This is a genomic window from Spirochaetia bacterium (assembly GCA_022482625.1).
In the GTDB taxonomy this organism is placed as follows: domain Bacteria; phylum Spirochaetota; class Spirochaetia; order Sphaerochaetales; family Sphaerochaetaceae; genus Pleomorphochaeta.
This window is the reverse complement of the sequence record JAKVOU010000001.1, coordinates 185978-204878: the sequence shown is the minus strand read 5'-3', so window position 1 is coordinate 204878 and position 18901 is coordinate 185978. Positions and strand designations below refer to the sequence as shown.

Below are 18901 nucleotides of genomic sequence, written 5' to 3'. Positions count from 1 at the left end.
AAATAAGGCTTCCGGCAAATCCTTCAGTTCATACAATGGTCATAGATGATTTTCATATGGAAGCTATTACCTGACCCAGCAACAGGACTACCATGAATTGCAACAATGACGTCCAGGTCAGTACCACAGACAAGGGAAAACAGCAAAAGGAAAAGAAGCTTAATTTACAGAAAGATATCCTTATTATGCAACCATATAAAGAAACTGTACCGAAAACTATTTCCAGTAGTTTCCGGTACAGCTCGTTCTTCAAATTATCTCTTTTTTATTTCTGAGTATCAGCAGTTGCATTCTTCTTTTCCGGTATCGGAGCAATGGACTTCAGCTGCAACTGTACGGCATAGCCCTTCGAATCAAGATACTGCACGATTTCTTCCAAGGAGAAATCATCAAGCGTAGTTTTCTGCTTCTCACTTACCTGCTGCACCTGGCTGGACGAAATAGGCATCATGACTTCAGGCAAAATCTGGCTGGTCTGACGGTTATTTGTCCCAAAAAGCACAAAAGAACCAATGAATATGACGACAAACGCAGCAGCACTGGCAATCAATGTCGGGACAAGCTTGACTTGGACTTTCCTTTTGAAGATATTCGTATGGGGTTGCCTGTTAAAACGATTCTTCTCAAAGTAAGTCATCACCCGTGCACTCCGCCGTGCAATTTCTTCATCACTTTCAACGGCAGCTTTAAGTCTCTTGTCCAAAGCCTGCAGCTCTTCAAGTCTCTGACGACATCCCTTGCAGTAAGCAATATGCTCCTCAACCTGTGTTTTCCAAGGTTCCTGCAATTCGCCATCCAGATAAGAATTCAGCAATGCATCATCCAAGCACATACCCCTATCACTCCTGCAAAAGAATCTTCTTGAGCATCTGACGAGCTCTGAAGACTCTCACCTTCACGTTACTTTCAGAAATATTCAGCGTAGCTCCAATTTCCTTATAATCAAGGTCCGTATACGTCTTCATCGTTATTACTACCTTGAGTTTCTCAGGAAGCTGTTCAATGGCATCCCTTACCTCCTTGCAGGAAGCCTCTTCCACCATCAGGTCCTCTCCTGTTTTTTCTTTCCGTTTCGGTTGCCGCTTGAACTTCTCAATCATATGGGCCTCACGGCTCTTGCGCTTGACCACATTGATCGAAAGGTTCTTCGTTACCCGAATCAACCAGTACTTGGCATCATTTTCGGAAGGAAAGACCAAAGCCTTGTCATAGAACCGTGTGAATGCTTCCTGGCACAATTCCTCTGCCCTATCGGGATTCCTTACGATGTTGTTCGAAACCTTGAACAACTGGGGGAATACCTCAGTATAGATCTGTCGGAAATCATTCTCATTGTTACTTCGTATTTCCATAATCGATAACAACCCTTGTAACCGTGGGTTACAGCTTTTTTTGAAGGATAGGTCCCTGGGGCGTATCCTTTACCGTAAAGCCCAAGGCCGCAAGCTGATCTCTCATTGCATCGGCTTCCGTCCAGTTTTTTTCCTTCTTTGCCTGTGTCCTTCTGGCAAGAAGCTGCATAGCCTCCGGAGGAACTGACACATCTCCTCTGGCCTCGACCTTATCCAATCTCAGGCCGAACACTTCATCATAGTACAATACCAGGCTATATTTTTCATCATCGGTAAGATCTGTTGCCTTGAGTGTCGCCCACAGGTCCGCAACAGCCTTCGGCATATTGAGGTTATTGCAGATATCCGTATCAAAACGTTCGGCATAGGTCTTTGCAACAGCTCCGGCCAACGGAAGCTTCTTAGCTCCTGCATCCAGCAAGTCTTGGATCCTTGATATGATGGAAAGCCTTCCGTTCCTAGCCGTATCAAGATTCTCGAAACTGAAACGAAGCTGTGACCGATAATGCCCGCCAAGTGTAAAAAAGCGATAATCCATCGGATCATATCCCTTTTTCTCCAGCAGGCCAAGCGTAAGGAAATCTCCCTTGCTCTTGCTCATCTTCCCGGTCTCATCCAGCAGGAATTCTCCATGGAGCCAATAATTGACCCATTTGTGTCCTGTTGCGGCTTCGCTCTGGGCAATCTCATTGGTATGATGTACAGGGATGGCATCAATTCCACCGCAGTGGATATCAAATGATTCCCCAAGGTACTTCATGCTCATTGCAGAACATTCAATATGCCAACCAGGATAGCCTCTTCCCCAAGGTGAGTCCCACATCATCTGCTGCTGTCCGAACTTGCTCTTGGTAAACCAAAGGACAAAATCCTTGCTGTTCCGTTTGTTGCTGTCAGCCGTGACATCAGCCCGGACAGCAGTCTGCAGATCGTCAAGGTTCTGACCTGCAAGCTTACCATAGTCAGGAAATGTATCTATGGAGAAATAGACATTGCCTCCGCTGAGATATGTGTGGCCCCGCTGTTCAAGCCGTTTGATCAAGGCAATCATATCCTGTATATGGTCGGTCGCCTTGCACAGTACCGCAGGACGGATCATGTTAAGCTGATCATAGTCATGAAGAAAAGCTTCCGTATAGAAGGCTGCAATTTCCCAGACTGACTTGCCGCTTTCCTTTGCCTTCTTCGTCATCTTGTCATCACCCTCGTCCCCATCGTCTGTCAGATGACCGACATCCGTGATATTCATGACGTGTTCCACGTCATAGCCAGCATGCATGAGCGTTCTCTTGAGTACATCTTCAAACAGAAATGTCCTGAGATTACCGATATGTGCATAGTTGTATACGGTAGGACCACACGTATACAGACCGACTTTTCCTTCGTTGATAGGTCTGAAGACTTCCAGTTTCCGTCCCATCGTATTATATAGCTTGACTTCCATGTTTCCCTCACTGGTCATAGTGCAATGCAAGATGATTGCAGCAAAATATGGTTGTAGACTTGTCGGAACTGGATTACTATACAACCATGCATACCAATGTAAGTCATAGCAGTGAAAAAATCAAGTTTGAAAAACTTACGGCTCAGGATGTCCCTCTTGCACCCTATTCTTCGTTCGGCACTGGCGGAAATGCCGAATACTTTGCAATGCCGGGAAGAATGCATGAATTGATTGACATCCTAAAGCTGTCCACACAGTATAATCTGCCGCTTACCATCATCGGAGGCGGGACAAATATATTGATCAGTGATGAGGGCATCAAAGGAATGGTACTGTGTACCCAGCATCTTTCCCGCTTTTCATTGCGTGGCAACCTTTTTGCAACCCGTTGCGGCATGTCCTTGGACCGGGCAATCTCGATTTCCATAGACGATGGTCTGCAAGGCTTGGAATTCCTTGGTGGAATTCCTGGTACCGTAGGTGGTGCCGTAAGAGGTAATGCAGGATCTGACAACCATCAGATCAGCGACAGGCTGGTTTACGTCGATTATTTTACCATGGATGGCAGACTCCACAGGATGGATGCCGATGGAGAAGATTTTTCCTACCGGCATAGTCCGTTCATGGACATGAAACAGACAGTCATACTGTTTGAAGCTGCATTTAGCCTTGATAATACCGGACAGAGCTCAGAAGCGAAAAAAATAAAGGAACAATGTATACGGGAACATGGCAAGCGAGGCCTACATTCATTTCCGAATGCCGGATCTATCTTCAAGAATCCAGAAGGGCAGAAAGCCGGTTGGCTCATTGACCAATGTGGCTTGAAGGGCAAGACACTGGGAGGTGCAATGGTCAGCCAGGAACATGCAAATGTCATTGTCAATGCTGCCGGTGCCTCCAGCCGTGACATATTCGACTTGAGCCAGCTTGCAAAAGATGAAGTAGCAAAGCGTTTCGGCATCGACCTTTCATATGAAATCCAACTGCTTGGGACTTGGCCTGGTCAAAAAACAAGTTCATAGCTACAGCCGATGATGCCGCTCGTAGAAACAGAAAAATGAAAATTGCCTTTCTTACCCTGTAGCTTTATCCTCTTTCTGCTGATAAGGCAGGTACCGAGCCTTGCCTCAGCTTCAATGCCCTTTGTTCCGAGGGACAAGGAAAGATCAAAACCTGCTGGCCTTGCATAGGCAACCTTAAGCTTGACGGTATCTGTTTTTGCAATGGTACCGTCATGTTTCAATGAAACCGATCTCTCGGTAGCAAGGGAACAATTCCATGACCAAAAGGGAATGTTTGCTTCAAAGCTGCAATCATAGGTACCGCCTTTTCCTTCACCTCCGAAGGGACTCTCAGGGAAATTCTGTAGCTTCAACGTAAGGGAAGCCGTAGAAGTCTTTACCTTTACCCCAAAAGCCTGTTCTCCCGTTTGAGAAATATGGTCAGTAAAAAAAACAAGGGGACCGGCTACTATCGAAGCCAACAGGCCGACTTCAGTCTGTTGGGCAAAAAAGGCACATTCGAAGACAAAGGAACATCTTTGACCCTCATTGGCAACATGCATGAATATCCCAGGCCCTTCATCACACAGCATTCCCTTCTTCAGATAATAGCCATTCCCCTCGCTTTCCATTCCGACAAACCGTGCTAGCTCAAGTTCAGTCCTACTGTTCCGATAGACAATTCCGCCGATGGCAAACCCTTCTTCATCCCGATCGGATATCCCGAAGCAGACATGCAATGAAGGAGAAAATGTAAAATTTGCTACAGTGGCCGAAGGGAAACCACTGCTGAGCAATGAAGATACGAAAGGAATTTCCCTGACTATCTGCAACTTGCCTTCTTCGAATCTTGCAGTTGCAACAGAAAATTGCTTTTCCTGTCCACCCGAGAGTTCCAAGTCCAAGGCCTCTGTATAGATAGCCATTCCGAATGTCCTTGCCGCACTGGTTCCAGAAACAACAAATCTATCTGCTGACAAATAGACAGGAACTGCAAGCAACAGCAGGACAATAGCAAAATCCTTCATATTTCCCTATGAAAAAAAACTATATATTTGCATTAATTGCAGAGGTAAAAGCCCCTTTTTACCTTGCACTCTCTAAGAAAATGTGTGATACTTTTTCATGTTTCTTGCAAAAGGACAAAACTAAAGCAATCAGTATAAATCTTATTTTTTAGAAAACCAAGGAGCATCGTTATGGTTATTCTGACCTTGAACTGTGGCAGTTCTTCTGCCAAATACCAAGTCTTCGACTGGGACAACAAGGATGTACTTGCTGTCGGTGTAGTTGAACGAATCGGACTTGAGTATTCAACAATTACCCATAAGGCTACGGGAAAAGAACCTTATTTTACAAAATTTTCTTCTCCTACACATAAGGAAGCAATTGAACTCATCATCAGTATGTTGGTCGACAAAAAATATGGCGTAATCAAAGATTTGAGTGAAATCGGCGCCGTTGGACACAGGGTATTGCATGGTGGAGAATATTTCAAGAAATCTGCATTGGTAGATGACCAGGTAGTAGAAGATCTGAAGAAAATCATTCCTCTCGGTCCTCTTCATATGCCAGCCAACATCATGGGTATTGAAGCAGCACGGAAAGTAATGCCGAACATTCCTCATGCCATCGTCATGGATACAGCTTGGCATCAGACGATGCCCAAAGAAGCTTTCATGTATGCAGTTCCCTACGATTGGTATACGAAGTACAATGTCCGCCGATATGGTTTCCACGGAACCAGTCACCTCTATTGTGCAAAAAGGGCTGCAGTACTGCTCGGCAAACAGAACAAGGATACCAACCTTATCATCTGCCACATCGGTAACGGAGCATCAGTCTGCGCTGTGAAGGACGGCATCTGCGTCGATACTTCCATGGGGCTGACACCGCTTGAAGGCCTTGTCATGGGTTCCAGGAGCGGTGATCTTGATCCCGCCATCCTCCCCTATATCATGAACACGACCGGCATGAGTGCCAGCGAAATGGATACTGCCCTTAACAAGAAGAGTGGTCTTGTAGGTATCTGCGGCATGAGTGACCGCCGTGATGTCCACGAAGCTGCTCTCAAGGGAGATGAGAAGGCTCAGTTGGCTATCGATATGGAATGCCACAGACTGAAGAAGTATATCGGTGCCTACAAAGCTTTGCTCGGCAGGGTCGATGCTGTCGTCTTTACTGCCGGTGTCGGTGAAATGGGCGACCATATCAGAAAGGGATCTACAGAAGGACTGGAAAATATCGGTATCAGCATGGATGCACATAAGAATGCCATCTGCCACTGCAGAAACGGCGAATTTGATATCAGCACATCCGATTCTCCGACTCGTATCTTCGTGATTCCTACTGATGAAGAATTGGTCATCACCGAAGATGCCTATGCGCTCATGGAAGGCACCTACGATGTCCATACCAAATTCCATTACACCTTCGAAAGCAAAGATTACGAGAACAAGGCAAGGGCAAGAGGGCTTGTCGAAGATTTGAAGAAACATCCGGAACTGAAGGAAATCCTTGTCACAGCCAAATAAATAGGATGTGATTGGATTATACATAAAAGGAGGAGGCGACAATGGCTTCCTCCTTTTTATTCCAAACATGACAAATATCGGATCTTATTCCTCGAAACTTTCATAGGTTTCCTTGAGTTGCCGGAACCGAAGCAGAAGCTCTTCCATGCTACTGCCGGCAGCACTCATCGCTTCTCCCCTATAGCGACGGGCATCCCATTCCAATGTCTTTGCTTGATTGACATCTGGTGAAGAGGCATCCAATTGCCCTGAGGCATCATCACAGAGTTCCTGCAACTGTGCAAGCCTTTCTGCTCCTGCATTGAGTACCTGCTGTTCCATGGCAGGAGAAAAAGAAACAGGATGTTTCCCCTTTTCCCGCTTGTTGAACCTGCATGCAAAAAGACAGAGTTCCGTACTTTTTTCTCCAAGGGCAAATTTCCATGCTTCCCACAACTCGTCAGAAGGCACATAAGTATCTTTTACCCTCTCCATTGCCCTGACGGCAAACTTGCTTTGGTTGATGATAAGATGGTCATTCTCCTGCAATCTGCCAAGCAATCGTTCACTTTGAAAAGAAGAGGTAAGATCGCCCTTGTAGGTCCTATATGCGTTGGTACTATCTGACATGATTACAGCCCGAAACCGATTCCCATATATTTCTATGCCTACATAATGCGGCCCTGTTCCCAAATTCCTGTTCATGTAAACAGCATAGCAATGTTTTGTGCAAAATGTAACTCTTTTTTATAAAAACATGCTATACTACCATTCATGAGTACACAGAACAATTCACCATATACCATTGCTTCTGATTTGGAAGCAAAAAATATACCTTTTGCATGGGTAACCATCGCCGCTACTACTGGTACGGTAACCAGGACCAGTGGCAGAATGCTAGTTACGAAAGACGGCACTTCCTACGGTACCATAGGAGGCGGAGAAATTGAATTCCGGGCAAAACAGAATGCCTTGGCTTGTCTACAAAGAGGCAAAGGTGGACTTTTCAGGCTCAAGAGAACAAACGAAAACAACGATGCCATATCTTCTATGACCATTTCGATCGACATTGGCGAAAAAGGACATTGCCTGTTGATCATCGGAGGCGGACACGTAGCCCAGGAAACTGCAAGGATTGCACAGGGAGCAGGTTTTGAAACAAAGGTCATCGAAACCCGCAAGGAATTTGCCAGTACCGAACTCTTCCCTACTGCCAGCCAGATTATCCTGCAAGGCACAGTCAAGAAAGCTTTATCGGAAATACCGATTGATGAAGACACTGCGATTGTCGTACTGAACCATGCATTGATGCGAAGCAAGGACTATAAGGCATTGCTTGAGACACCGGCTCCCTATATCGGTATCATGGCAAGCCATAAGCATATGCATCGTATCCTTGGAGATGTACCGCTGAACAGAGAGGAAATGGTCCGGATTCATTGCCCGATCGGCGTTGACATCGGAGGGCAGATGCCTTATCAGGTCGGTCTTTCATTGGTAAGTGAAATCCTGGCTTTCTTTGAAGGAAGACCTGCAATCAGAAAGGGTATCGCCTATCGGCCTATCATCGTCAGAGGTGCCGGAGACCTGGCTACTTCCGTCATTCTCATGCTGCATAACGCAGGGCACCGTGTAATTGCCTTGGATATTGAAAAACCGACAGTCATCAGAAGGACGGTTGCGTTCGGAGAAGCAATGTATGAGGGTACGATTGAAGTCGAAGGAGTCAAGGGTGTCTTGACTGCGAAAGAAGACCTGGAAAAGATTACCGCACTGCTTGATGAAGGAATCGTACCACTGGTAGTTGATCCTGATGCTACATTGATACAGAAATTACATCCGTACATTGTCGTCGATGCTATCTTGGCAAAGGTAAACATCGGTACAAAGAAAGATGATGCTCCTTTGGTACTTGCACTGGGGCCAGGCTTTACCGCAGGTATTGACTGCGATGCCGTCATCGAGACAATGAGAGGACATGACCTTGGAAGGGTCTTAACGGAAGGACAGACCCAGCCCAACACAGGAACTCCGGGTGTTATCGGTGGCTATGGGAAGGAACGGGTCATAAAGAGCCCTGCAGAAGGCATTTTCTCTTCCAACCATAAAATCGGGGATCTCGTTGAAAAAGGAGATATCATAGCAGGGGTAGACGGCGTTCCGGTCCAGACAGTCATCTCTGGTAAACTTCGGGGCCTGCTCCATTCGGGCCTGCCTGTCACCGTAGGTTTCAAGGTTGCCGATGTTGATCCCAGAGGTGCTTCGGTTGATCACCTCCACTGCTCGGATAAAGGCCGTACCATAGGCGGCGGGGTCCTGCAGGCAGTTGAGAAGTTCCTTCGGGAAATGAAGTGAGAAAAAGACTGCCAGGAAAATCATTCCTGGCAATTTTTTTACCCTTAAAGCCATATAAAAGAAGCAAATGTATTTTTGCCATTGAAGAAAACAGTTAATTACAATGCAGTCCAGGTTGTCAGTAACAGACAAAAGGAAACGACATGACAACTTGAACTCACTTTTTGCCATGGTATATCGGCAACTAGTGCTGCCTTGATTTTTCGGGGCAACAGGTATCTTCTCTTTCCTCTTTTTGTAGCCTGCCATCATTATGATGCAACCCAAAACCTATATAGCAAAGTCTGTCTAAAGTACACTCATTCAACTTATCCGTCCTCTTTCAAAAGTTTTCTTACCTTCTTCTGATCTGAAGTAAAGTCCTCTCAGGTGTAAAAAAAAATACAGTCAGGTACTTGACATTAAATTAGTCAGGCGCCATACTAATTATAAAGTCAGGCGCTTGACTAATCTAACAAATGTCAATAGGAGAATATAACTATGAATGAAATTACAGATACTATCATTGGACAGCTACAACAGCTTCATATGCTTATGCACCGTACAATGATCAGCCATTTAGGCAGCACACATAACCCGCACAGAGGACAAGGCAGAGTATTGGCAATCCTTAAATTGAAACCGACAATCAGCCAAAAAGAACTGACGTATCTGCTTAACATGAGCAAACAATCAGTTGCAGAACTACTTACGAAACTTGAAAGAAGTGGCTATATAACCCGTGAGGTCTCAGAGGACGACAAACGGATCATGATTATTCATCTGACTGAGGCCGGTGCAAAAGTCACAGAGGACACGAATGAAAACGAATCGGATGTCTTAAAAGTCTTTGAGTGCCTGAATGATGATGAATTATCTACTTTCAGCGAATACTTGGAACGCATCATCAAGCAATATGAGAAGCAATTTCCTGATGTTGATTTTGAGAACCGCCGTAAGTATATGGAAGATTTTATGTCTTACTATGGAAAAATCTATGGAAATTGGCAACATACCGACACCGATTATAATCGCTACAGGCATAGTTCCAGACGTACCAGGGGACGCAGGCACTATAGGGATGAGATGAGGCCATTCATGGGAGAAGAAACTGAAAATGATGAAAGCGATAACTAAGAATCTGACTATATGCAGTAATGTGGACTTATCGGTAGCATCCAACATAAAGGTCATCCTTCCAGATATTCTGGTTGATTATCTTTGGAAACTTGCCTTAGAGAACAATTGGCAAAATTGTGAGAAACAGTCCTTTATACTTGAGATCGGTAAACTGAGCGGTCAAAGCATACAGAATATATACCATGTCAGTGATGGTGATAATTCTATGGATAAACGCCAAGTATATGGTATAGAGCCTGTAAGCTGCAAATTGCAGGTACTGAATTCTCAAGGTAGCTATCAAATGCAATTGTGCCGGAAAAATGCAAATCAGTAAATCTTCCAAAACCTATCTGAAAACAATTTTTCTGCTGCAGCGTAAGCTTGGTTCTGTCCGTTCCATCAACGTTGCAAATGAACTTGGAGTCTCAAAACCAAGTGTCAGCAATGCAATTAAAAGACTTCATAATGAAGGTTTGATTGATATCGACGAACATCACAACCTTGTTCTAACAAAAAGTGGACAAAAATATGCTACTTCCATATTTGAACGCCAAGTGATAATCGAAGACTTTCTAACGCATGTCCTCAAAGTTGGGGCAAAAGCCGCTCATGAAGATGCTCGCCATTTAGAACATTTGGTAAGCCCGGAGACTTTCGAAAAGTTTAAAGAACTAGACAAGGCAACCAGTAAATGAATCCTCTTCCGTGCAAGCTACGAGGTATTTGGATTTCTTAGCCCCGAACTACGCACTGTGTCGTTCGGAGCTAAAAATATTCATGAATAATGCATATCCATACAGCAGCTGTGCCGTCCTCACGGCAAGTATGTCCACTAGGCTATATAGCCCCTGTGTCCGATATGCCCGCGGACAGGCCGGGATAACTGTATATTTATTCACCCTAATCAATTAGTTTCGAGTATTACAAAAACATCCCTTGTTATATGTTTCTACAGGTCAATAGCTTTAGACAGCTATCACAGACAGGCAAGCCTGCCTGTTCTTGACGGGCGGTCTTAATCCCTTTCTACAGGTCAATAGCTTTAGACCTGCCTGTTCTTGACGGGCGAAGAGGCCGCAAAGGCGGCTGATTGTCTTAATCCCTTTCTACAGGTCAATAGCTTTAGACCAGAAAATGAGAGGTGTGTGATGATGATAGTGACATTGTCTTAATCCCTTTCTACAGGTCAATAGCTTTAGACAATCCCTACGATAACGGTTTACAAATTTCAGGGGTTTTCGTCTTAATCCCTTTCTACAGGTCAATAGCTTTAGACAAGGACTCCTGAGGAGCACAAGGACCTGTGTGAGCATGGGTCTTAATCCCTTTCTACAGGTCAATAGCTTTAGACAATAAGTCGTGCAGAATATATAGGGCTCTTGAACCAGTGTCTTAATCCCTTTCTACAGGTCAATAGCTTTAGACAATTTCAAGGACGTTGTAATTGCTGGTCAGAGAATCAGGTCTTAATCCCTTTCTACAGGTCAATAGCTTTAGACACGCATATCTCGCAAACGAGAAGGGCTCCTTCAACCAGGTGCGTCTTAATCCCTTTCTACAGGTCAATAGCTTTAGACACTTTTTTAAGGAGTAAAATATGTCAAGAACTGTAAAGTCTTAATCCCTTTCTACAGGTCAATAGCTTTAGACGAAAAATGAAAAAAGAGATTAAAAAAATTGAGGTCGTAAAGTCTTAATCCCTTTCTACAGGTCAATAGCTTTAGACTGTATAATGTCATCGCTGTAAGTGCCACTTTTGATAATGACTAGTCTTAATCCCTTTCTACAGGTCAATAGCTTTAGACCAAAGGTGGCAAAAAAGTATTGGCATTTGGCAAGGACAGTCTTAATCCCTTTCTACAGGTCAATAGCTTTAGACGATTTAGGTAAAGATAGGGATTATCCTTACTATGTGGCTACTAGTCTTAATCCCTTTCTACAGGTCAATAGCTTTAGACTTGTGGCGCTTTAATCGACGATAACAATCCCGATGGAATTGGAGTCTTAATCCCTTTCTACAGGTCAATAGCTTTAGACAGTGGTAGAGATGTTAACCGTTACGGTTGGAATTTGGCTGATGTCTTAATCCCTTTCTACAGGTCAATAGCTTTAGACGGATTTTGTAAAAAAGCCTATTGGACAGAATTTAAAAAATAGTCTTAATCCCTTTCTACAGGTCAATAGCTTTAGACGGTGAAGTTTTTGAATATGAACCGCAAGAGGAGTAAAAGAGTCTTAATCCCTTTCTACAGGTCAATAGCTTTAGACAGGTTGATTGATACAGCGTCAACCAAACAAAAAAGATTTTGTCTTAATCCCTTTCTACAGGTCAATAGCTTTAGACCAGAGAGTACGGAGTACACATTGAGTTTCATCGGTGCGCCAGTCTTAATCCCTTTCTACAGGTCAATAGCTTTAGACAAGATATTCCCGGAGGCAAAAGACATCGATGCGATGACAGTCTTAATCCCTTTCTACAGGTCAATAGCTTTAGACAGATTGATGAAGAAATCGTCTATGATGCAATTGAACAGATGTCTTAATCCCTTTCTACAGGTCAATAGCTTTAGACGATATGTCATCGATTACAAGACCGTTTCTGTCTGGTCGCTGTCTTAATCCCTTTCTACAGGTCAATAGCTTTAGACTCCACTCTTTGTATTTCTTACCATTGTAATAAGTTGTTCGTCCTTCTGCGCGAATCTACCCACTGTATCTTTCCAACAATACATACTTTTGCTCTTATCAAAATGGTACATAATGGCTAACTCCTTCCGATATAAATACCTACAAATCTTCGCGAACCCTACGGTAAAAATGGCAAAAAGCTACTCTACCAGGGGTCTGCGCTACAACATTACAAAGTCGGGTTCACTTACACTTTCTCTGCAGACAGCGCCATATACCCGCACCTTGCTCTGGTCATCCCTACAGACAGGAATCAATATTATCTTTTCCTCATCATCTGGGAAAAGCTTCCCTAACTGGCGTCGTAATCTTACCAAATCCATATCGGTCAACGTCAACTCTAAAACAGATTTCTCTATTCTTTGGTAGACATAAGAATCGAGGATTTTGTACAATTTCCGATACACCCGTGCATTTGTAATATCATAGACCAGCAGATACAACCTAACTTTTTTCATAGTATCATATATTCAGGCATTATGAAAGATGCATCACAACCGAAGTATACAATCTTTTTGAAACAAGCATCACAGATAGGATACACACAGAACTTATCTACTTTCTGGTCAATTTGTGCTATTATTTCTGCCGACAAAGCCTGTATGGCATCAGAATCCTCTTCACAGCAAAAAAATGAACGCTGAACACGAACTCCCCATTTTTCAAGTGTCTTGGCAACTTTCTTCAGACGTCTGGCATCAGTTATATCATAACAACAAAAGTATATCATCACGTCACCACAAAAGGAACATAATGTTCTCGATCTCCGCTGATTACACTTTTGAAAAGCTTTACCTGTTCACCTAGTATCTTTTCATAGCTCAGCTTCTTGTTCAGTTCCGGATAGTAGTGTTCTTGAAGCAATTTTTTCTCAAATGCTGCAATCGTTTTCTTCATACCACCCTCTGTCAGATAGACACCTTTCCGCAAACTTCTGTTTTCAATAGTTTCATTTGATCCGTTCTCTTCATTACCTTCATCTTCCTTAGTTTCGAAATCATTCTGTTCCACCTCCCCTCTGTTAAAAAGAGCACAAGCCAAAGTATCAACTACCGGTGTCCTGAATTCTTCTTCCAAATCAAACACCAATGATTTGCGTCCATAGGAAAGTGCATGGAGATAACCGATAGAATCATCCAAACCTTCTTGAAATAATAAAATATCAATTCTGTTAGCAACCAATGTATATAAAAAACTCAACACTGAATTGATTTCATCCAAAGGAGGATTTTTCGTGCGTTTTGAAAACTTAGTCCAATCAATAATAAAATTATGTCCAAGACAATTAAAATAACATGTAGCAGCTTTTCCTTCTATACCCCGGACACCATCCATGGAATCGCAAGAAGCGACCATATCATGTAATTGACGAATAGTTCTTATATCACTATTTATATCCTGACAATTGCGGGTCCTTGCAATCCGTTGGGAAAAATAAAACTCATTGCTTAATTTCCCGGCAACAATATCCTTTGCTATGGCCAATGCACTTTGTGAATTATCATATAACTGATGCTGTTTATGCCTCAGCAAGGTATTTTTGCTATCTCCATAGATAAATTTCCCATTGCCAAAACCGTTCTTGGAAAGGAAAAACAATTGAATCTTTTGCCTGCAGATCAACTGAAAAGCAGAACCTGTAATCTGTAATTTTCCAATGATAATCAACAGTGAAACTTTCTCAGGAATTAATTTAGTCACATTCCCTTTGTAGTCGCTGTACAACAGTACATCATTTTCCTTTTTTAAAGTTCCATTGTTTGATACCAAATACACAATCATTTTATGTACGCCCTGAGTTCTGTTTCAAAATCTTTCAGCTGAGAAAAATAATCAGGAAAACGAGGTTGCTCCTTGGACAGCATACCGTCAAGAATGTGTTTAAACCTGTCCATCAATTCTATGAAATTAATTTCCTTTAAGGTTTTGTTTATTTTCATTTCAGAAATAGAATCAACACTGTGTGCAATAGGCAAACGGTTACGTAACTTTCTCAAGTCTGCAAATTTTCCTTGTTTTTCCGCTAAAGGGAAATAAGAAACAACAAATGAACAGTTTGGATTTGTTTCGTAAATCCATTTCAACATACAATATCTGGACAACCCATTAATATTAAGGTAATATTCTCCCTTCTCGTCTTGTTTCCAATTCTCTTTAAGTTCCCTATATTTCGTATTTGACAATTTATCCACATCAATATGTTCCTTTATATACAAATCTAAAGATGGATAATGATAACTTTTATAATCCATATTGGATAATCCAAGTCCTCTGCAAACAAGGAAATTTTCAAAGACATCCAAGAATGAAGTCATCAACGCAATGGCAAGGAAAAAATTCTGATGCTGATAGTTGAATCTGATATTTACTAGCGTTTCAAGCAAATCATAGGGAAAATTGTCAGAATTGAAATCCAAATCAAACTTTCCTTTATCACCTGGGATAAGTGTAGAAAGAATCCGCTCTACATTGTCCTTTACAAGTGATACCTGTCTTGGTGCAAATGCAAGCTGTTCCAATTTAACCAAAGAATTTACAGCATCGTCAAAACGGTAATTTGATCTGTAAATATAGTACTGGGTCAGAGGTACAACTGAAGCATATCCTTCCAATACCGATCCTTTGATCATATTGCAGGCAGAAGGATAATCACCCCTTTCCATCAGTTGAAAATATCTATCTATCTGCTGTTCTTTTTCTGCTTTGGAAAAATAATCCAATCTGACGATTCTTATCTTGTCATCCATGAAATTATTTGAAGCATAGTACTGATGTACATTCGGGCTTAGCTTGGCAATTCCTGTAGAAAGGCCAAAACACATGGCAGGAGTTCCTTGTGCAATGGAAACCACTATATCAGCAATATCCCCCCTATCATGGAAAAATGCTGTATAGTAAGCCATCATTGCTCCGTAATCAGAAGGATTTTCCTTGATACAGACAAACGTAAATCTTCTATTTGGAAACAATTGCTGTCCAACAGGTCCATCCAACAACTTGGCAAGCCCATAGGTATCGGTTCCTACTTCAGGTTCCTGCATGGTTACAAAGCAGATGATATCTGTCAGAATTTTGCCTTCTGCCTTTTCAATGGCATGTATTTCCTCTGCAAGAATTGGAAACTGTATGCTTTTTATCTGATGTGTATTGCCCTCGATACACAATGCATCTTCTACGATGCCATCAGCAGAAATCTTTACTTCGGGAACAGCATCAATGGCTTTGGTAACTTCCCTCAGATTTGCAAGATAGTTTTCTCTTTTTCTGAATACATAGTAACCATCAACATCAGACAACTTTACCCGAAGATCACTGTTTCCAAGGTTTACAATCAATTTCATATTGTGTTCCTCACTACTTTTTCTTGTAGATGACGCAATATCCTGGCAAGTACCGTCCGTTTACCGTAGCACATGAAGAAGTTCCTGTCTTATTGGCATCCTGTGGCATTTTAGGACGAATATCAGAATCCCTGTCGATATTGTAGGTTTTGTTTTCAATGCCATTGTACTTTCCTAAACGAAGCAAAGGTTTTCTGTTATCTACGTAAGGTTGCAGCAACTTGTCCATTGTCGTTGCAACGGAAATGGGAAGTTTTTCCCGATGATTGTTATAGGCAGCAAAGTAAAATTCATCCACTGCATGAAAGATAGCATCTACTGAGAAAAAACTTTTCAAAGCTGTTTCCTTAATTCTAGATGAAATGGAAATACTCCCTTCTGCATACATGCATTCTTCCCCTAGACAGGTTGCCTCACTCATACCTGTATAGTACTCAATCGGTTCTGCATGAGTCGTAATAGAAACTTGCCCCAAGATGACTTTTGCCTGTGGACTGGAAAAATCAAAGTCACTTACCCGAATAAACTTGAATGGATCGCTTTTGATATCAAAACGCGCCCAATTGTTATCAGAAAGAATCTTTGCATCAAGTTCTTGGCTCTTGATATATTTAGTGTACATACCTTGACTGTGGACTACTGTATACTTCGAGCCATCAGAATCCTGTACTCCCCGCATCTGCTCAAGTATTGCGGTCCGAAGAGCTCCTTTGATCGAAGAACCTGGCAAGTATGGTTTTTCATTAAACTTACGTGTCATAATCTTTGAAACTTCCGACCAAGGTTTCTTACTGAACATCCTTTGTCCATTTTCAGTGAATCCCATCGGCCTTGCAATGATATTTCTCAACTGGTCAGGATGTTTTCCTATGACCGTCGATACTAGCTTCATCTGCTCATGGAACTGGATTGGATTTCTTTGTGTCACACCGGTAGATACGATACGAACAAATCGGTCAGCTTCTTCTTTGTTCATAGCAGCTAGTAAATTATCGACACGTAGTTGATACAGGCGTTTTACATTTTCATCATAGAACAGCTCACCACATTCGTATACTTCTCCGGTATTGATAATTACCGGTGTTATAATTTCTACTACAACCGGATACGTTGTCCATTTTTCTTCCATCATCACTCTCCAATGCTTCTCACTGGAAGCGGAAACAGATAACCATATGAACAGATTCTAGGGTCTTCCTGAACATGATGCAGCAGACTTCCCGTCCCTCCTCCGGCATCAAACAAAGAACCTGGTTCATAGTAGAGTACAGGATACTTGTTATAGGTCTTTGCCTCAGTAAGAGAACCACCGGTTATACCAGCATAAAGACTTATTGTATAGTACAGTGGCTTTAGATTCCTACCCGCACATCTGCTCAACGATATCCATGCATTTCCACCTTTGTAGTCAAACAATTTCTGCTCACTCTCATCAAGCTCTTCCACGCTGATGCTAAAACTTCCTTTACCAACAGTACGGTCTCCGCCGATGCCAACGGCTTCAAGATACTTACAGATTTTCTTGAGCCATGCAGACCACTCCGTTTCATCTCTATCAAGGCGAACGTAGACAATCAATGGCTTTGTTGAAATGTAGTATTGCTGGTTATACAAACCCCCATCCTCAAAAGGCGTATTGGTAGTACGGTCCAGTGAAACATGTACTTCATTGACAGGTTGTATCACCTCTTGATCTTTCTTCCCAGGAATCTCTTTTTGTGATAACAAAGCAATATTATCCTGCACTTCAAGCAAGGTATTGATTGGAATCCACTTCCTTTTCTTGTTTGATTTTACTCTTTCCCGAGCCTTTCTTTCCTCTACAGCATTCATTTTTTCTTTCGATTGCATCGGAGGAAGCACAACCCTCGGCAAAAAACCTTCCGGCATCATGGCAGAAAGCACAAAAGGTGGTACTTCATCAAAGTCCTCGACAAACTTCGTCGCAGCAGCTTCTCCTTCCAAGGCAGAAATTGCCCATACCATCTGCCCCCAAACCTGATCGGCAGTAAAGAGATTTGAGAAGGCACTTTTTGCACAAAAACGAAGTTTACAGTACTTCATGTGCATCATACTCCACAGGAAAATCCGTACCATCACACTTCAGCCCAGAAAACTTTACCTTGCCATAACCTCGGCTACCTGATCCGCCCAAGGCATCATGTTCAAGCAGGTATAGTCCGTTTTTAATCAGTTGCAGAATCTTTTCTCTCTTCGCACTGTCAGTAATCCTAAGGTTCATCTCAAAATCAAATATCATACCAGGAATAACTCTTTCAATATTGCGGGGATCAGAAGCAACACCAGTAATTCTATCAATATGATTCTCGCTTTTTTCCTCAGTTGCCAGTATATTCCGTTCCTGTAACTTCTGTTTTGATTCCTTAGAAAGGAAACAATCACGGAAAATTACTTGGGACATTCCCTGCTGGCTAGTATCTCCGAATACGACAGGAATAAGGCTTTCTGTATTTTTTCGATTGGAAATGTTCCCATCAGTGACGATTCCCTCAGTCAGTTCAAGCAATGACCTGATTTTTCCCTTAAGTGAAGAACCAGGAATGTACGGATAACCATCCAATGGATTCTTTATGACGGCAGAATCAATACCACCGATATGTATTTCAGCGTTCCCTGCTCCGATATGCAGTCCTGTTACAATCTCAAGTTTTCCTGTAATTGAAACTATTTCCATGCTCATTTTCAGCGCCTCCCATTCCTATTACCATTTGCCATATTTTCGTAGTATTTTGTATAACCTATCAAAGCTTGGTAAAACAAAATGAAATGGTCAAAATCATCCCGGCTTTCAATCTGATCAATATAGGATACCAACTTATCCCTGAACTCATCGGTAACAACTTTTCTTCCCACTCCATAAGCAAGCTTTGCCTTGGAAAAAGCAACAAGAGGCAAAATCGAATCATGGAAATTCTCTTTCGTACAACCTTCTACATGCGCCTTGGAATGCAACAGCAATAAATCATCATAGTACTTTCTGATTTGTGTCGATGACGCTTTCTTGTTTTTAGGATGTTCCATTACATCTCTTGCAATTCCTTCGGGTATACTTGTCAATAGTTCTTTGGTCAATTTCAACATA

19 protein-coding genes and 1 CRISPR repeat array are annotated in these 18901 nt (G+C 42.5%); of the genes, 6 read left to right on the top strand and 13 right to left on the bottom strand.

Annotated elements, in window-relative coordinates:
* Positions 1-265: 265 nt before the first annotated feature.
* From LKE40_01000 to cysS, 3 genes are read right to left on the bottom strand one after another with little or no spacing between them, the layout of a single operon-like run.
* Complete coding sequence (locus LKE40_01000) at positions 266-832, bottom strand: zf-HC2 domain-containing protein (GenBank protein ID MCH3916071.1); 567 nt, start codon at positions 830-832, stop codon at positions 266-268.
* Between the two features lie 7 nt (positions 833-839).
* Positions 840-1352: an RNA polymerase sigma factor gene (locus tag LKE40_00995; GenBank protein MCH3916070.1), complete on the bottom strand. Its 513-nt coding sequence runs from the start codon at positions 1350-1352 to the stop codon at positions 840-842.
* 28 nt (positions 1353-1380) lie between these two features.
* Complete coding sequence (cysS, locus tag LKE40_00990; GenBank protein ID MCH3916069.1) at positions 1381-2796, bottom strand: cysteine--tRNA ligase; 1416 nt, start codon at positions 2794-2796, stop codon at positions 1381-1383.
* 47 nt (positions 2797-2843) lie between these two features.
* Here cysS and murB point away from each other — a divergent pair, with 47 nt between their 5' ends.
* A complete protein-coding gene (murB, locus tag LKE40_00985; protein MCH3916068.1) occupies positions 2844-3821 on the top strand; it encodes a UDP-N-acetylmuramate dehydrogenase in 978 nt (325 codons plus the stop codon).
* Here the strand turns inward: murB and LKE40_00980 are convergent.
* Positions 3803-4828 carry a hypothetical protein gene (locus tag LKE40_00980; protein ID MCH3916067.1) on the bottom strand — a complete coding sequence of 342 codons (1026 nt, stop codon included), beginning with the start codon at positions 4826-4828 and terminating at the stop codon, positions 3803-3805. The genes murB and LKE40_00980 overlap by 19 nt on opposite strands.
* A 171-nt stretch (positions 4829-4999) precedes the next feature.
* On the opposite strand from LKE40_00980, the gene LKE40_00975 reads away from it, so the two are divergent.
* Positions 5000-6334 carry an acetate kinase gene (locus LKE40_00975; GenBank protein MCH3916066.1) on the top strand — a complete coding sequence of 445 codons (1335 nt, stop codon included), beginning with the start codon at positions 5000-5002 and terminating at the stop codon, positions 6332-6334.
* Between the two features lie 84 nt (positions 6335-6418).
* Here LKE40_00975 and LKE40_00970 read toward each other — a convergent pair whose 3' ends face one another.
* Positions 6419-7018, bottom strand: coding sequence for a hypothetical protein (locus tag LKE40_00970; protein MCH3916065.1), 600 nt, complete (start codon positions 7016-7018; stop codon positions 6419-6421).
* Positions 7019-7087: 69 nt separating this feature from the next.
* On the opposite strand from LKE40_00970, the gene LKE40_00965 reads away from it, so the two are divergent.
* The 4 genes from LKE40_00965 to LKE40_00950 all read left to right on the top strand — a co-directional run bounded on the left by LKE40_00965 (position 7088) and on the right by LKE40_00950 (position 10464).
* On the top strand, positions 7088-8668 hold the full coding sequence (locus LKE40_00965) for an EF2563 family selenium-dependent molybdenum hydroxylase system protein (GenBank protein MCH3916064.1): 1581 nt from the start codon (positions 7088-7090) through the stop codon (positions 8666-8668).
* A gap of 480 nt (positions 8669-9148) precedes the next feature.
* Positions 9149-9784, top strand: coding sequence for a MarR family transcriptional regulator (locus LKE40_00960; protein ID MCH3916063.1), 636 nt, complete (start codon positions 9149-9151; stop codon positions 9782-9784).
* Entirely contained in the window at positions 9765-10103 is a 339-nt protein-coding gene (locus LKE40_00955) for a hypothetical protein (protein MCH3916062.1), read from the top strand. The genes LKE40_00960 and LKE40_00955 overlap by 20 nt, the downstream gene beginning before the upstream one ends.
* The gene (locus LKE40_00950; GenBank protein MCH3916061.1) at positions 10090-10464 is read left to right on the top strand and encodes a metal-dependent transcriptional regulator; all 375 of its coding nucleotides are present in this window, start codon (positions 10090-10092) and stop codon (positions 10462-10464) included. Before LKE40_00955 ends, LKE40_00950 begins: the two co-directional genes overlap by 14 nt.
* 240 nt (positions 10465-10704) lie before the next feature.
* Positions 10705-12417: direct repeats of the CRISPR family, unit length 36 nt; unit sequence GTCTTAATCCCTTTCTACAGGTCAATAGCTTTAGAC.
* A 201-nt stretch (positions 12418-12618) separates the two neighbouring features.
* On the opposite strand, the gene cas2 (LKE40_00945) is transcribed toward LKE40_00950, so the two are convergent.
* From cas2 (LKE40_00945) to csm2, 8 genes are read right to left on the bottom strand one after another with little or no spacing between them, the layout of a single operon-like run.
* Positions 12619-12915 carry a CRISPR-associated endonuclease Cas2 gene (cas2, locus tag LKE40_00945; GenBank protein ID MCH3916060.1) on the bottom strand — a complete coding sequence of 99 codons (297 nt, stop codon included), beginning with the start codon at positions 12913-12915 and terminating at the stop codon, positions 12619-12621.
* Entirely contained in the window at positions 12912-13187 is a 276-nt protein-coding gene (gene cas2 / locus LKE40_00940) for a CRISPR-associated endonuclease Cas2 (protein MCH3916059.1), read from the bottom strand. The genes cas2 (LKE40_00945) and cas2 (LKE40_00940) overlap by 4 nt, the downstream gene beginning before the upstream one ends.
* On the bottom strand, positions 13187-14239 hold the full coding sequence (cas1, locus tag LKE40_00935) for a CRISPR-associated endonuclease Cas1 (GenBank protein ID MCH3916058.1): 1053 nt from the start codon (positions 14237-14239) through the stop codon (positions 13187-13189). The genes cas2 (LKE40_00940) and cas1 overlap by 1 nt, the downstream gene beginning before the upstream one ends.
* A complete protein-coding gene (locus tag LKE40_00930) occupies positions 14236-15798 on the bottom strand; it encodes a hypothetical protein (GenBank protein ID MCH3916057.1) in 1563 nt (520 codons plus the stop codon). The genes cas1 and LKE40_00930 overlap by 4 nt, the downstream gene beginning before the upstream one ends.
* 13 nt (positions 15799-15811) lie before the next feature.
* Positions 15812-16927: a type III-A CRISPR-associated RAMP protein Csm5 gene (gene csm5, locus LKE40_00925; protein MCH3916056.1), complete on the bottom strand. Its 1116-nt coding sequence runs from the start codon at positions 16925-16927 to the stop codon at positions 15812-15814.
* 2 nt (positions 16928-16929) lie between these two features.
* Positions 16930-17862: an RAMP superfamily CRISPR-associated protein gene (locus LKE40_00920; protein ID MCH3916055.1), complete on the bottom strand. Its 933-nt coding sequence runs from the start codon at positions 17860-17862 to the stop codon at positions 16930-16932.
* Positions 17849-18505 carry a type III-A CRISPR-associated RAMP protein Csm3 gene (gene csm3, locus LKE40_00915; protein MCH3916054.1) on the bottom strand — a complete coding sequence of 219 codons (657 nt, stop codon included), beginning with the start codon at positions 18503-18505 and terminating at the stop codon, positions 17849-17851. The genes LKE40_00920 and csm3 overlap by 14 nt, the downstream gene beginning before the upstream one ends.
* The gene (csm2, locus tag LKE40_00910) at positions 18502-18900 is read right to left on the bottom strand and encodes a type III-A CRISPR-associated protein Csm2 (protein MCH3916053.1); all 399 of its coding nucleotides are present in this window, start codon (positions 18898-18900) and stop codon (positions 18502-18504) included. Before csm2 ends, csm3 begins: the two co-directional genes overlap by 4 nt.
* Position 18901: the final 1 nt, after the last annotated feature.

Excerpts from the sequence above, each read along its gene's own strand:
- LKE40_01000 (MCH3916071.1), bottom strand. The coding sequence starts at position 832 with ATGTGCTTGGATGATGCATTGCTGAATTCTTATCTGGATGGCGAATTG.
- LKE40_00995 (MCH3916070.1), bottom strand. The coding sequence starts at position 1,352 with ATGGAAATACGAAGTAACAATGAGAATGATTTCCGACAGATCTATACT.
- cysS (MCH3916069.1), bottom strand. The coding sequence starts at position 2,796 with ATGGAAGTCAAGCTATATAATACGATGGGACGGAAACTGGAAGTCTTC.
- murB (MCH3916068.1), top strand. The coding sequence starts at position 2,844 with ATGGTTGTAGACTTGTCGGAACTGGATTACTATACAACCATGCATACC.
- LKE40_00980 (MCH3916067.1), bottom strand. The coding sequence starts at position 4,828 with ATGAAGGATTTTGCTATTGTCCTGCTGTTGCTTGCAGTTCCTGTCTAT.
- LKE40_00975 (MCH3916066.1), top strand. The coding sequence starts at position 5,000 with ATGGTTATTCTGACCTTGAACTGTGGCAGTTCTTCTGCCAAATACCAA.
- LKE40_00970 (MCH3916065.1), bottom strand. The coding sequence starts at position 7,018 with ATGAACAGGAATTTGGGAACAGGGCCGCATTATGTAGGCATAGAAATA.
- LKE40_00965 (MCH3916064.1), top strand. The coding sequence starts at position 7,088 with ATGAGTACACAGAACAATTCACCATATACCATTGCTTCTGATTTGGAA.
- LKE40_00960 (MCH3916063.1), top strand. The coding sequence starts at position 9,149 with ATGAATGAAATTACAGATACTATCATTGGACAGCTACAACAGCTTCAT.
- LKE40_00955 (MCH3916062.1), top strand. The coding sequence starts at position 9,765 with ATGATGAAAGCGATAACTAAGAATCTGACTATATGCAGTAATGTGGAC.
- LKE40_00950 (MCH3916061.1), top strand. The coding sequence starts at position 10,090 with ATGCAAATCAGTAAATCTTCCAAAACCTATCTGAAAACAATTTTTCTG.
- cas2 (MCH3916060.1), bottom strand. The coding sequence starts at position 12,915 with ATGAAAAAAGTTAGGTTGTATCTGCTGGTCTATGATATTACAAATGCA.
- cas2 (MCH3916059.1), bottom strand. The coding sequence starts at position 13,187 with ATGATATACTTTTGTTGTTATGATATAACTGATGCCAGACGTCTGAAG.
- cas1 (MCH3916058.1), bottom strand. The coding sequence starts at position 14,239 with ATGATTGTGTATTTGGTATCAAACAATGGAACTTTAAAAAAGGAAAAT.
- LKE40_00930 (MCH3916057.1), bottom strand. The coding sequence starts at position 15,798 with ATGAAATTGATTGTAAACCTTGGAAACAGTGATCTTCGGGTAAAGTTG.
- csm5 (MCH3916056.1), bottom strand. The coding sequence starts at position 16,927 with ATGGAAGAAAAATGGACAACGTATCCGGTTGTAGTAGAAATTATAACA.
- LKE40_00920 (MCH3916055.1), bottom strand. The coding sequence starts at position 17,862 with ATGAAGTACTGTAAACTTCGTTTTTGTGCAAAAAGTGCCTTCTCAAAT.
- csm2 (MCH3916053.1), bottom strand. The coding sequence starts at position 18,900 with ATGTTGAAATTGACCAAAGAACTATTGACAAGTATACCCGAAGGAATT.